This window comes from Actinomadura luteofluorescens (assembly GCF_013409365.1).
Taxonomy (GTDB): domain Bacteria; phylum Actinomycetota; class Actinomycetes; order Streptosporangiales; family Streptosporangiaceae; genus Spirillospora; species Spirillospora luteofluorescens.
On record NZ_JACCBA010000001.1, the window covers coordinates 3,028,323 to 3,041,008 of the forward strand.

The 12,686-nt window shown below is 71.9% G+C and carries 9 protein-coding genes; 2 read left to right on the forward strand and 7 right to left on the reverse strand.

The window, feature by feature from the left end:
• Positions 1–121 precede the first annotated feature (121 nt).
• Genes BJY14_RS13930 through BJY14_RS13940 form a run of 3 tightly spaced genes read right to left on the reverse strand, consistent with a single transcriptional unit; the run spans position 122 to position 3,973 of the window.
• Complete coding sequence (locus BJY14_RS13930; RefSeq protein WP_218905353.1) at positions 122–1,021, reverse strand: sulfotransferase domain-containing protein; 900 nt, start codon at positions 1,019–1,021, stop codon at positions 122–124.
• Entirely contained in the window at positions 1,018–2,631 is a 1,614-nt protein-coding gene (locus BJY14_RS13935) for an MATE family efflux transporter (protein ID WP_179844009.1), read from the reverse strand. Before BJY14_RS13935 ends, BJY14_RS13930 begins: the two co-directional genes overlap by 4 nt.
• A complete protein-coding gene (locus tag BJY14_RS13940) occupies positions 2,606–3,973 on the reverse strand; it encodes an O-antigen ligase family protein (RefSeq protein ID WP_179844010.1) in 1,368 nt (455 codons plus the stop codon). The genes BJY14_RS13935 and BJY14_RS13940 overlap by 26 nt, the downstream gene beginning before the upstream one ends.
• A 171-nt stretch (positions 3,974–4,144) precedes the next feature.
• Between BJY14_RS13940 and BJY14_RS13945 the strand changes: the two genes are divergently transcribed.
• A complete protein-coding gene (locus tag BJY14_RS13945) occupies positions 4,145–5,242 on the forward strand; it encodes a hypothetical protein (RefSeq protein WP_179844011.1) in 1,098 nt (365 codons plus the stop codon).
• Positions 5,243–5,449: 207 nt separating this feature from the next.
• The gene (locus tag BJY14_RS13950) at positions 5,450–7,321 is read left to right on the forward strand and encodes a tyrosine-protein kinase domain-containing protein (protein ID WP_179844012.1); all 1,872 of its coding nucleotides are present in this window, start codon (positions 5,450–5,452) and stop codon (positions 7,319–7,321) included.
• A gap of 84 nt (positions 7,322–7,405) precedes the next feature.
• Here the strand turns inward: BJY14_RS13950 and BJY14_RS13955 are convergent, their stop codons facing one another.
• From BJY14_RS13955 to BJY14_RS13970, 4 genes are all read right to left on the reverse strand, one after another.
• Positions 7,406–8,668, reverse strand: a complete 1,263-nt coding sequence (locus BJY14_RS13955; protein ID WP_179849364.1) for a sulfate adenylyltransferase subunit 1 — start codon at positions 8,666–8,668, stop codon at positions 7,406–7,408.
• A gap of 62 nt (positions 8,669–8,730) precedes the next feature.
• Positions 8,731–9,648 carry a sulfate adenylyltransferase subunit CysD gene (gene cysD, locus BJY14_RS13960; protein ID WP_179844013.1) on the reverse strand — a complete coding sequence of 306 codons (918 nt, stop codon included), beginning with the start codon at positions 9,646–9,648 and terminating at the stop codon, positions 8,731–8,733.
• A 125-nt stretch (positions 9,649–9,773) separates the two neighbouring features.
• On the reverse strand, positions 9,774–10,712 hold the full coding sequence (locus BJY14_RS13965) for a 3'(2'),5'-bisphosphate nucleotidase CysQ (RefSeq protein WP_179844014.1): 939 nt from the start codon (positions 10,710–10,712) through the stop codon (positions 9,774–9,776).
• A gap of 189 nt (positions 10,713–10,901) precedes the next feature.
• Positions 10,902–12,377, reverse strand: coding sequence for a sugar transferase (locus tag BJY14_RS13970; protein ID WP_179844015.1), 1,476 nt, complete (start codon positions 12,375–12,377; stop codon positions 10,902–10,904).
• Positions 12,378–12,686: the final 309 nt, after the last annotated feature.

Sequence of the window (12,686 nt, forward strand, 5' to 3'; positions counted from 1 at the left end):
GTCAACGAAATCCAGAATCCTGGAATAGTAATGTGAACAAGGTCCTAGCGCGTTCCAGAAGGCGGGAAAAAATCCGCGCCACAACTGTAAACCACGCCGCGGGTTCGAGCGTCGCGCCCGCTCAGCTCGGCCAGCCGAAATCGACGCCGAGCCACTCGAACAGCTCTCGATTGTGCGGCCGGTAGAACTCGGTGAGCTCCTGCTTGACCGCGGCGTCCATCGGCGGCGCGGGCAGATGGTTGTGCCGCTCGGCGCTCCGCAGCCGGTGCGGGGGCAGCCCGAGGAAGCCGCAGGCGCGGTCGAGCGCGGCCTGCTCGTCGGCGTACATCTCCTCCGCGGACATGATCAGGAAGTTCTCGCGCGGGTAGTACTCCCGCCACTGCTCCAGCTGCGGCAGGTAGACGCCGCGGTCGCGGTAGCTGTGGAAGTCGTGCGCCTCGCTGTAGTACAGCGGCTCGGCGCGCATCCGCTCGACCTCGCCGCGCAGCCGCTCGGGCTCGGCGGCGAGCGCCTCCTCGAACCCGAGGTCCTCCACGCCCTTGCCGACGGCCTCCCAGTAGTGGGAGTAGGCGCGCTTCACCGGATCGCGCAGCACGACGACGACCTTGAGGTCCGGCATCCGCTCGTGGATCCGCTCGGCGGCGAGCGGATAGTACATGTAGTAAGGGCACGCCTCGCCGGTCAGCGGGCGGCTACCCGCCTTCTGTTCGAGCCGGTCGAGTTCGCCCTCGGTGGCGAAATGGGATCGGTACCAGACATCGCCCTTGGCATAGTTCACGTAGAAGTACCAGGGGCTTTTCAGCCCGCGCGACGCCGGGAACATCGGCATGACCAGCGGATGCTGGATCAAGTAGTTCCACAGCGACGTCGTTCCGCCCCGTTTAGTGCCGATCACCATGAAGTCGGGAAGATGGCGTTGATCCGCCGTCCGCATGCCGTACGTCCGGGTGACGGAATTGGCCATGTCCTTGAAGGCCCGCGGCGAACGATCCTTCAGACCGGAAACCAGACCCCTGGTCATGCACTCTCCCCCTGTCGGGCGCCGCGGTTGCGGACCGCGCCGAGGAACTCGGCACCCCCCAGCGAGTGCCGCAGACGCCACAGCGTAGCGGCGTATCCGGCGCAGGCGACGACGGCGTAGAGGACGAAGACCGGCGCCGAGGTCCCGAGCACGGTCCGCAGGGCGACCCCGGTCAGGCCGAACCACGCCAGCGCCCACAGCCCGGTCACGGCGACGCGCCGCACGTCCAGCCGCAGCCCGAGCAGGTAGCGGACCTGCAGCGCGGCCGCGACCGTGTCGATCAGCATCGCCACCGCCCAGGCCGCCGCCGCTCCCGCGATGCCGAACGGCGGGACGAGCAGCAGGGTCAGCACGATGTTCACCGCCAGGGCGACCGACTTGTTGGCCAGGCTCCAGGAGCTCTTGCCCCCCATGAGCAGCACCGTCTGCACGTTGCCGGCGCCGAGTGCGAGCAGCATCGCGCCCGCGAGCACCGCCAGCGTGACGGCGCCGCCCGTGAACCCCTCGCCGAACAGCGCCAGCAGGAACGGGCCGAAACTGGCCAGCACCAGGTAGATCGGCCAGGACGCGAGGACGACCCACCGGGTGGCCAGCGAGTTCAGGTGCCCGGCCCGGTCGCGCTCGTCCCGCGCGAGCATCGCGGCGACCTGCGGCGCGATCGCGATGCGGGCGGCCTGGAGTACCAGCGTGCCGGTGCTGACGAACCGGTTGGCGGTGGCGTAGACGCCCGCCTCCTCGCTGGACACCAGCATCGCGACCAGCGGGACGTTGGCCCACACGAGGGCGATCTCGACCGCGGCGGCGACGCCGCGGGGGCCGGAGAACGCCCAGAACTCCCGTCCCGTCGACCCGCGCCGCGTCCCGGCCTCGCCCGTCGCGGCCCCGGCCGTCGCGTCGCCCGGCCGGTGGCCGGCCTCGGCACGGGGCACCATCCGCCACAGCACCAGGACGGCCGCGACGAACGACGCCGCGATCGGCGCCGTCCAGGCGACCATGACTCCGGCGGCCCCCAGGCCGAGCACGAACACCAGGCCGACCAGCAGCGGGCGGGCGCCGGGCAGGAGGACGTTGTTGATGAGCGAGTAGGCGGTGACGCTCCCGAGCCCGCGGGTGCCGCCGAGCGCCACCCGGGTCAGGGCCATGAGCCCGAGGAACGGCGCGGAGATCCGCAGCAGCGTCACGGCCGTGCCGGCGTCCGCCGGGTCGACGAAGCGGTCGGCGATCCAGGGTGCCGCCAGGTAGGCGCCCACCGAGCACAGCACGCCGACGACCACCACGGGCACGTGCGAGACGATCATGAGCCGGCGCAGCTCGTCCACCCGGCCGAGGGCGCGCAGCCGCGCCGTCGTCCGCACCAGCCCGGTGTCGGCGCCCAGCTCGGCGATCTCGGCGACGATCGTGAACAGCGCCACGACCACGAAGAACACGCCCGCCTCGGCGACGCCCAGCGTCCGGGCGACGACGACGGTGAGCAGGAACCCCGAGGCCGCCGCGATCACTGAGCTGACCAGGCCGATCGCCCCGCCGCGGGCGAACTCACGCAGGTCGCGGCCGTGCCGCCGCCCGCCCCCGCCGGTCCCCTGGTCAGCCTGCGGCAACGCCGCGGTCATCCGCGCCTCCCGCCTTTCCTTCGGCCGATCCGCGCAGGATCAGCGCACCCGCCACGAAGACCAGGATCAGTTCGGTCTGGTCGAGGCTGTAGTAGAAGAGCATGAACGATGCCATCACCACCACCGCGTGGAGCCACAGCAGGGAGTCGGGCGTGACCCTCCGGGTGCGCATCGAGAGCAGCCACAGCCAGCCGCAGAAGAACACCAGCCCCGGAAAGCCGTAGGAGAACATGAGGTGCCAGAACTCGCCCTGGGTCCCCACTGACACCACGTAGGTCTCGGACGGTCGCGGGGCGCCGTACCCGAGCACCGGCGAGTCGAGCGTCCGCACGAACGCCTCGCCGTAGAGGCCGAGGCGGTCGTTGGTGGTCGAGCTGTACTCCGTGCGGCTGTCGATCCCCGAGCCGACGCCGGACAGGAGCGCCGCGATGCCGCCGACCACCATGAGCGCGATGACCATCGCCGGCCACCGGGCGTGCCCGCGTCCGAGGTAGCGGAGCGCCGTGTAGAGGACGCCGACCACGATCGCCAGGAACATCCCGCGGTTCAGCGTCGCGAAGGCCGGGACGAGCGAGGCCGCCATCAGGCCGATGAGCGCCAGCCGCAGGAGGAACCGTGCCTGTGTCACGTAAAGGATGACGAAGGGGAACAGCAGGGCGTAGTGCGCGCCCCAGGCGTTGGTGTACGGAAAGGGCGCGCGGGGCCGGTTGTAGGGGGCGGGCGCGCCCCAGGGCTGCTGGATCTCGGCGAACTGCGGGTGCACGAGGTCGTGGACGTACTCGTTGCCCCCGATGGCGCCGGGCAGGATCCGCTCGAACGGGGTGGTCAGCCCCGTCTTCGGCATCAGCACGCCGAGGAAGCCGCCGATCACCACCCACACCCAGAAGACGACCACCATCCCGAGCGCGCGGCGGATCGGCAGCCGCTTCACGGAGCAGTTGTAGGCGTAGACGAACACGACGGTCGCGGCCGCGTAGTTCATGAAGGTGAAGATGAAGCCGACACCGCGCCCGAAGCTGTCGATCTGGGTTCCGGACGCGATCACCCAGACCAGGAAGAGCGCCCAGAGCCCGAACCGCCGGGGTGCGCGCGTCCCGCCGCGCAGCATCAGGTGCAGCGCCATCACCGACGCCGCGATCGGCGCCGCGAACGCACCGAGGCCGAGCAGCCACCAGACCGGGAAGCCGACGAACAGCAGGCTCAGCGGCCAGGCCGGCAGATCCTTGCGGTCCGACTCCTCGGGGGTCTCCTCGCGCGGCCCGGACCCGGCGAACCGCCGCCGCGAACCCGACCTGCCCGGCCGGGGCGGCGCGGCCGGGCGCCGCGGCGCGGTCGTGACCAAACTCGCCTCCCCTACCTTCCGGAACCCCGTCCGGTTGACCGGAGGTTGACCGGAGTCATCCGTTTCCGACCGGCAAGAGGATACGAACCTTACACTCGGAGGCCGAGCCTACGCCCCTGCGCCAGGGGATCGCGCCGGCTCGGGGCGGGCCGCGATCGGGGAGAGTGAGCAGTGGACGAGCGCTGGTATCAGAGGCGGTCGGTGCTGGGTGGAACGGCGTTCGCAGCGGCGGGCGTCACCGTGGGCGTCGCGGCGGAGACGCTGCTCGGCCCCGGGCCGACCCCCGCCGCCGCCGAGCAGACGGGACCCTGGACGTACGTCCCGCCGGGCGGCTCCATCCAGAGGGCCATCGCCGGCGGCGCCACCGCCGTCATGCTGGGGCACGGCGAATACCCCCTGACCGAGCCGCTCGTCCCCACGCGGGGCTGCACGATCCGCGGCGCCGGGCAGCGGACCCGCCTGCGCGCGGCCCGGTCCATGGACGCGATGATCGCCATCGGGGACGGCCGGTCGGTCGACGGTGTCTCCATCTCCGACCTGGTGCTCGACTGCGCCGACCGGGCCGGGATCGGCATCGACCTCGACATCACCGGCACCAGCCGGTTCTACAAGGGCGAGCCCGACGCGGTGTGCCGCCTGGACAACCTCGCCGTCTACATGCCGGCGCTGGACGGCGTCGCCTACCGCGGCAGCGACACCCAGGCCTGCGTGACGAGCCGCGTCAGGGTCCGCCAGGCGGGCCGGTACGGGTTCCGCGTGGAGGCCCCCGACAGCTGGTGGATCGCCTGCGAGGCGACCACGCGGCGGCAGACCGGGTCGAGCGCCGGCTTCTACGTCGGCCCGCCCATCCCCGGCTCCGACGGGATCGGCGGCGCCAACAACTTCTTCCAGGCGTGCAAGGCCTGGTACTGCCGCGACTACGGCTGGCACGTCAAGGGCGAGCGCAACAAGTTCATCGGCTGCGAGTCCCAGGACACCCGCGCCCACGGCTGGTTCATCGAGGCCGACCGCAACGTCTTCACCGGCTGTGTGGCCGACACCTCGGGCTCCCGCGACCTCGGCGCGGGCGCGAACGAGGCCGACGGCTTCTTCGTCGGCCAGGGCGACCAGACGTCCCTGGTGGGATGCCAGGCGTTCGACCGCAAGCCCGCCGGGCAGGCCCCGCAGCAGCGCTACGGCTTCAACGTCCCGGCCGCCATGGCGGACCAGGGGCGGGTGGCGGGCCACACCGGATGGGACAACCTCACGGGCCTGCTCAACCGGCGCTGACCGCACCTGCCGGACGGCGCTGACCGCACCTGGCCAGGCCGCCGGACGGGCCCCGTGGCCGCCGCGCGCGGGACGTCGCCGTCACCCGCCGTTCAAGGGTTCGCCATCAATGGGCCAAGGTATCTTGGACCGGACTCCGACGGGGAGTGGACCGCGCGCGGGGCGCGCACGGCGAGAATCGACGGCTGCGAGAGGAACACCCGGCTAATGGACTCCACGGCGAAGGCCGATTCCACGGAGCTGGCGGAATACGCGGCCATGCTCCGGCGGCGGTGGTGGGTGGTCGTCGCCGGAGCGATGCTCGGACTGGCGATCGCCGGCGCCGGCCTGGTGCTGCTGCCCAAGTCGTACGTGTCCACGGCCATCGTGCAGGTCACCGCCACCGATCCCGAGGTGCCCAAGAGCAACGGCGGCAAGAACGACTTCAGCCTGGAGACCGAGGCGCAGCGGCTGCGCTCCACCGAGGTGACGAGCCTCGTGCAGAAGCGGATCGGCGCGTCCGACTCGCCGCTGGCGCTCGGCCGCCGCGTGCAGGTCACCGTGCCGCCCAACTCGTCCGTCCTCGTCATCGAGTGGGCGGCGGCCAGCTCGGGGAAGGCGCGCGCCGGAGCGCAGGCATTCGCCGAGGCCTACCTCCAGAACCGCAACCAGAAGGCGGTGCAGCGGCTGCAGAGCCAGGCCGCGGTGCTGGAGAAGCAGATCAACGACGTCCGCACCAAGCTCGCGACCGCCGGGGCCACCCAGCGACGCGTGCTGAGCGCCCAGATCAACGCCTTCAGCAACAAGCTGACCGACCTGCAGGTGGCCGCCGCGAACGTGGACGGCGGCGAGATCATCACCAGCGCGTCGCCACCCGCCGGGCCCTCCAGCCCCGACCCCGTCAAGTTCCTGCCGAGCGGCCTGGCCGGCGGGCTGCTGCTCGGCATCATCCTGGCGATCATGTACGACCGGTTCGACCGGCGCGTGCGGGTCGCCGGGGACGTCGAGCGCGTCCTGGACCTGCCCGTCCTGCTGTCCATCCCGCAGCGGCGCGGCAAGGAGGAGCTCGGCCTGCTGCCCGCGCGCAGCCGCAGCGGGCAGAACTTCCACGAGCTCGCGCACGAGCTGACCGCGACCCTCGGCCACGGCAACCACGTCATCCTCGTCACCGGCGCCGCGCCCGGCCCCGGCTCCAGCATCGTGTCGGTGAACCTCGCCGCCGCGCTCGCCCGCACCGGGTCCAACGTCCTCCTGGTGTGCGCCAACCTCCAGTCGCCGCTGGCGGCCGACCTGCTCGGGCTGCACCGCGGGGCCGGGCTGTCGGAGCTCCTGCTCGCCCGGGTCGAGCTGCGCGACGTGGTGCGCCGCAACCACGCGCTGCCGTCCCTGGCCACCATCACCCCCGGCGCCGACGTCGACCTCGCGGCCGAGATGCTGCAGCGCGAGCAGATGGCCCGCCTCATCGGCTCGCTGCGCGAGAAGGCCCGCTTCACGGTCGTCGAGGCCCCCTCGACCGAGCTCGGCGCCGACGCCCAGGCCCTCGCCGACCTGTCCGACGCCGCCCTGATCGTCGTGGAGACCCCGCGCACCAAGTACGCGCAGATCCGCGACGGCGTCCGCCGCATCCACCGGATGGGCGCGGCCGTGCTCGGCGCGGTCGTCCTGCCGAAGCAGGACGAGATCGCCGTGACGACGCCCGCGCCGTCGCTGCCCCGCGAGCCCCGCGACATGCCTCCGCGGCGGCGGGACGGCTCGGCGGGCTCGGGAGCCCAGCTGCCGGCCCCCATGCCGGCGCCGTCCGCGCCCAAGGAGCCGCGCCGCGCCGCGGCGCACGCCGCGCGGGAACCGGGCCCCCGGCGCGACCCGCTCACGGGCGAGGCCGACCAGCCGCGCCCCCGCAAGCACGCGCGGCCCGCCGCCCCGGACGCCGGCCCCCTCGACGACCAGGACAAGCCGAACGACAAGACCATCACGCTCAGCAAGGTGAACCTGGACGCGTTCGTGCCGCCCGACGACGCCGTCTCCCCCGCGGCCGACACCCTGACCGACAAGGCGGCGCAGAAGGTCAACCGCCCCCGGCCTCCCGAGGGCGGGGCGTAAGGGAAGCGCGACCGGTACCGCTCGGCCGGTTCCGGAGAGAACGGACCCAGCCGCCGCGGGGCCAGCGGGCCCCGCGGCGTCCGGTCAGCGCGCGCCGGTGATCATTCCGGCGGCGACGGTGTTGTTGGTGGCCTCGTCGATCAGGATGAAGCCGCCGGTGAGGCGGTTGCGGCCGTAGTCGTCGACGAACAGCGGCTGCGTCACCCGCAGCGAGATGCGGCCGATCTCGTTCAGGCCGAGGGAGTCGGCCTGGTCGTCGCGGTGCAGGGTGTTGACGTCCAGCCGGTAGTGCAGCTGCTTCACCATCGCCTTCGCGGTGCGGGTCGTGTGCTTGATGACCAGCTTCGTGCGCGGGGCGAGGGTGCGGTCCGGGGTCATCCAGCAGACCATCGCGTCGATGTCCTGCGCGACCTCGGGCCGGTTGTTCGGACGGGCGATCATGTCGCCGCGGGAGATGTCGATGTCGTCGGCGAGGCGCAGGGTCACCGACATCGGCGCGAACGCCTCCCCGACCGGCCCGCCCGGCCCGTCGATGTGGGTGATCGTCGTGGTCAGCCCGGACGGCAGGTGCACCACCTCGTCGCCCGGCTTCAGCACGCCGCCCGCCACCTGGCCCGCGTAGCCGCGGTAGTCGTGCAGGTCGGGATCCGTGGACGCGTGCGGCCGGACCACGTACTGCACCGGGAACCGCACGTCGATCAGGTTGCGGTCGGAGGCGATGTGCACGTGCTCCAGATGGTGCAGCAGCGACGAGCCCTCGTACCACGGCATGTTCACGCTGCGCTCGACGACGTTGTCGCCGTGCAGCGCCGAGATCGGGATGAACGTCAGGTCCGTGACCTCCAGCTTGGAGGCGAAGGACGTGAACTCGTCGACGATCCGCTCGTACACGCCGCGGTCGTAGTCGACCAGGTCCATCTTGTTGATCGCCACGACCAGGTGCGGGACCTGGAGGAGCGTGGTGAGGAACGCGTGCCGGCGCGACTGCTCCAGGATGCCCTTCCGGGCGTCCACGAGGATGATCGCCAGGTCGGCGGTGGAGGCGCCGGTCACCATGTTCCGGGTGTACTGGATGTGCCCCGGGGTGTCGGCGATGATGAACTTGCGGCGCGGCGTCGCGAAGTACCGGTACGCCACGTCGATGGTGATGCCCTGCTCCCGCTCGGCCCGCAGGCCGTCGGTCAGCAGCGCCAGGTTCGTGTACTCCTCGCCGCGGTCGGCGCTGGTCTTCTCGACCGACTCCAGCTGGTCCTCGAAGATCGACTTGGAGTCGAACAGCAGCCGGCCGATCAGCGTGGACTTGCCGTCGTCGACGCTGCCGGCGGTGGCGAACCGCAGGAGGTCCATCGCCTTGGCCGGCCGGTCCCCGGCCGGACGGCCCCCGGCGAGCCCGTCGTTCGCGCTGGCCATCAGAAGTAGCCCTCCTTCTTGCGGTCCTCCATCGCGGCCTCGCTGGTGCGGTCGTCGGCGCGGGTCTGGCCGCGCTCGGTGATCCGCGTCGCCGCGATCTCCTCGATCACCTCGTCGAGCGTCACCGCGTTCGACTTCACCGCGCCCGTGCAGGACGCGTCGCCGACCGTCCGGTACCGGACGGTCGCCGCGAACTCGGGCTCGTCGTCGCCGCGGTTCGCGAAGCCCGTCTCGGCGTCCAGGAGCAGCCCGTCGCGCTCGAACACCTGCCGGCTGTGCGCGAAGTAGATCGGCGGGAGTTCGAGCTCCTCGCGCCGCACGTAGTCCCAGATGTCGAGCTCGGTCCAGTTCGACAGCGGGAACACCCGGACGTGCTCACCCTGCACGATCTTGGTGTTGAACAGGTTCCACAGCTCCGGGCGCTGGTTCTTGGGGTCCCACTGCCCGAACTCGTCCCGGAAGGAGACCACCCGCTCCTTCGCGCGGGCCTTCTCCTCGTCCCGGCGCGCGCCGCCGAACGCCGCGTCGAACTGGTGCTCCTCGATGGCGTCCAGAAGCGGGGTGATCTGGAGCCGGTTCCGGGACGCGCGGCGGCCCTTCTGCTCCACCACCCGGCCGCTGTCGATCGCGTCCTGCACCGACGAAACGATCAGCCGGACGCCGAGCTCGCCGACCCGGCGGTCCCGGAACTCGATCACCTCCGGGAAGTTGTGGCCGGTGTCGACGTGCATGACCGGGAAGGGGATCGGGGCGGGCCAGAACGCCTTCTGCGCCAGGCGCAGCATGACGATGCTGTCCTTGCCGCCGGAGAACAGCAGCACCGGCCGCTCGAACTCGGCCGCCACCTCCCGGAAGATATGGATCGACTCGGCTTCGAGGACGTCTAGCTGGGACAGCAGATAATCGCAACGCTGCATGGTCTGGGGCTCTTTCCACGCTGTTCTGGCAGATGCAACCGGTGGCACGGAGACGGGCACATGCCTTCCCACCGGGTCGAAACGCCGGCCCGCGCCGGTGCGGTCCCGCCCTGGGGGCGGACCGGTCACGGCAGCGCGCCGCTTACTTCCCGGATGCCGGTCAGCAGCGTTGACGCCGACATGGGATGGCACACCAGGATATCCGGGAGCCGGGGGTCCTCACGGTTGTAGCGCAGCGGCGCCCCGTCGACCCGGGACGCGTGCGCCCCGGCGCCGAGCGCGACGGCCGCCGGGGCCGCCGAGTCCCACTCGAACTGGCCGCCCGCGTGCACGTAGGCGTCCACCTCGCCGAGCAGCACCGCGGAGATCTTCGCGCCCGCGGATCCGATCGGCACCAGCTCCACCTCCGGCTCGATCGCCTCCGCCAGCCGCCGGACGAACTCCGGCGGCCGCGTGCGGCTCACGGCGATGCGCAGCTTCTCCGCGTCCGGCGCCGGAACGTGCAGCGGCACCTCGCGGGGCGGCGGCGTCCCGGCGGGCCCGGCCGTGACGGGGTCGGGGTCGGCGAGGTCGGTGCGGACGAGCGAGGCGCCGCCCACCGCGTCCGTGCGGAGCGTCAGGCCCTGCGCCGGCAGCGCGACGGCGCCGGCCGCCAGGCGGCCGTCGCCGTACGCGTCCCGCTCCCACAGCGCCACGTGCACGGCCCAGTCGCGGCGGCCCTCCTCGGAGAACTCGCGGGTGCCGTCCAGGGGGTCGACGATCCACACGCGGGAGGCCGTGAGCCGCTCCGCGTCGGCGGTGTTGCGGGTGGGGGCGCGGTCGTCGCCCCGGGACCGCTTCCCGGCGACCGAGGACCGCCCCTCCTCGGACAGGACGGCGTCACCGGGACAGCGCTCCGCCAGCGCCGCCATCAGGTACTCGTGCGCTCGCAGGTCGCCGGTGTCCTTCAGGGCCCTCGCGTCGGCGAAGCCCATCTCGTCCCGCACGCCCAGCAGCAGCCGGCCCGCCGTCCCGGCGAGCTCGGCCGCGAGCGAATGATCGTCCGCCGCCCCTGCCTCGGTCATCTGAGATCACATTCCCGACTCGACTGGTCTGCTCGGTCTACTTTCTCATGCCCGCCGCATCCGCCTCGGGACGAGGTCCCGCCCAGCGGCCCGCACGCCAGTGTTCCGGCCGCGCCGCGGCGCGGGCAGCGCCCTGTCGTGTTCTCGCCGGGGCTCGGCCGCCGCGCACCGCACGCCGCGGCGGCCCGCTCAGTACGCGCCGGAGCCGCGGAAGACGGCCGACCAGGTCTTCCACATGATCTGCAGGTCCAGGACGAGGGTCCAGTTGTCGACGTACCGCAGGTCGAGCCGGACCGACTCCTCCCACGACAGGTCCGAGCGGCCGCTCACCTGCCAGAGCCCGGTCAGGCCCGGCTTGACCACCAGGCGGCGGTAGACGTCGCCGCCGTACTGGGCGACCTCGTCGGGCAGCGGCGGGCGCGGGCCCACGAGCGACATCTCGCCGCGCAGCACGTTGAACAGCTGCGGCAGCTCGTCCAGCGAGTACCGGCGCAGCCGGCGGCCCACCCGCGTCACCCGCGGGTCCTGCCGGATCTTGAACAGCACCCCGTCGTTGTCGTTGGCGGCCAGCAGCTCCATCCGGCGCGCCTCGGCGTCGGCGACCATCGTGCGGAACTTCAGCACCGTGAACTCCCGGCCCCCGCGCCCGACGCGCGTCTGCCGGAACAGCACCGGGCCGTCCCCGGACATCTTGATCAGGACGGCGATCAGCAGCAGCAGCGGGCTCAGCGCCACGATCCCGCCGAGCGCCACGACCCGGTCGACCAGGCCCTTGAGGACCTTGCGGCCGCCGTCCAGCTCCGGGTGCTCCACGTGCAGCAGCGGCAGGCCCGACACCGGGCGGATCGAGATCCGCGGGCCGGTCACGTCCATCAGCGCGGGCGCCACGACCAGCTCGACGTCGTTGCGCTCGATCTGCCACGCCAGCCGTCGCAGCGCCACCCCGTCCATCTCCGGGCACGCCAGCACGGCCACCGAGTCGGCGCCGATCCGGTCGGCGACCGCCGCCGCCTGGCCGAAGTCGCCCAGCACCGGGACGCCCTCCACCTCGGCGACCGCGTCCTCGCCCGAGGCGAGCACCGGCGGCAGGCACACGGCCACGATGTCCATCCCGTGGTACCGCTTCTTCTGCAGCAACCGGATCAGGTCGGACACCGACGTCCGGTGCCCGACCGCGACGACCCTGCGCATGTACTCGCCGTGCCACCGCTTCTTGTGCAGCCACTTGCGCAGCCGGTAGCGCGCCAGCAGCGCCAGGAACGTCCCGAGGGGCAGCGCCATCACCACGTAGCCGCGCGCGACGTCGGTCTTGGTGGCGTAGGCCAGGATGGCGACCACCGCGGTGAGGATGAACCCGGCGCGCAGCACCCGGTGGAACTCCTCGTACCCGACGCCCACGTAGCGGGGCTGGTACGCGCGGCACAGCAGCAGCGTCGGGAGCCAGACCACGGGGAGCACCACGGTCAACGCCACGTACGGCGCGTCCAGTTCGTTGGGGACGCCCGGGAACCTGAGCACGAAGGCGATCACTCCGGCCATCAGCATGCTGGCGAAGTCGAGGGCCCGCGCGAGCCGCCGGTAGGTCCGGCTCCAGTTCTGCGACGCCGCGCGCTCGTGCTCATGGCGAATCGATGACTCGGCCTGGACCTTGTCAACGACGGCCATAAATCACTCACCAATCCTGTGTAACGCGCGCCCCGTCAGCGCGATTCACACCGAAGACGGCTGAACGTCGCCCGAGGTTCACATGGAACCTGAACCTCGATCGGCCTGCATCTTACGTTCCCTTTGCCATGGTCACGGACGGAACGCGGCTATCACTTGGACAACGCGCCCGAACCGCCCCGGGCGCACACGAAAAAGGCGTCACACCGCCTTGATCGCGGCTGCTCACCGGCCCTGAGGCCGGATCCGGTCACCCGACCGAATGTGTTCGGTCACCCCGCGTGAAAACCTTTTCGGACGGCATCGCCG

What these genes read in the sequence shown, in the direction of transcription:
- BJY14_RS13965 (WP_179844014.1), bottom strand. Translation starts at nt 10,712, where the DNA reads ATGACCGAGGCAGGGGCGGCGGACGATCATTCGCTCGCGGCCGAGCTC.
- BJY14_RS13970 (WP_179844015.1), bottom strand. Translation starts at nt 12,377, where the DNA reads ATGGCCGTCGTTGACAAGGTCCAGGCCGAGTCATCGATTCGCCATGAG.
- BJY14_RS13955 (WP_179849364.1), bottom strand. Translation starts at nt 8,668, where the DNA reads ATGGACCTCCTGCGGTTCGCCACCGCCGGCAGCGTCGACGACGGCAAG.
- BJY14_RS13935 (WP_179844009.1), bottom strand. Translation starts at nt 2,631, where the DNA reads ATGACCGCGGCGTTGCCGCAGGCTGACCAGGGGACCGGCGGGGGCGGG.
- BJY14_RS13950 (WP_179844012.1), top strand. Translation starts at nt 5,450, where the DNA reads ATGGACTCCACGGCGAAGGCCGATTCCACGGAGCTGGCGGAATACGCG.
- BJY14_RS13930 (WP_218905353.1), bottom strand. Translation starts at nt 1,021, where the DNA reads ATGACCAGGGGTCTGGTTTCCGGTCTGAAGGATCGTTCGCCGCGGGCC.
- cysD (WP_179844013.1), bottom strand. Translation starts at nt 9,648, where the DNA reads ATGCAGCGTTGCGATTATCTGCTGTCCCAGCTAGACGTCCTCGAAGCC.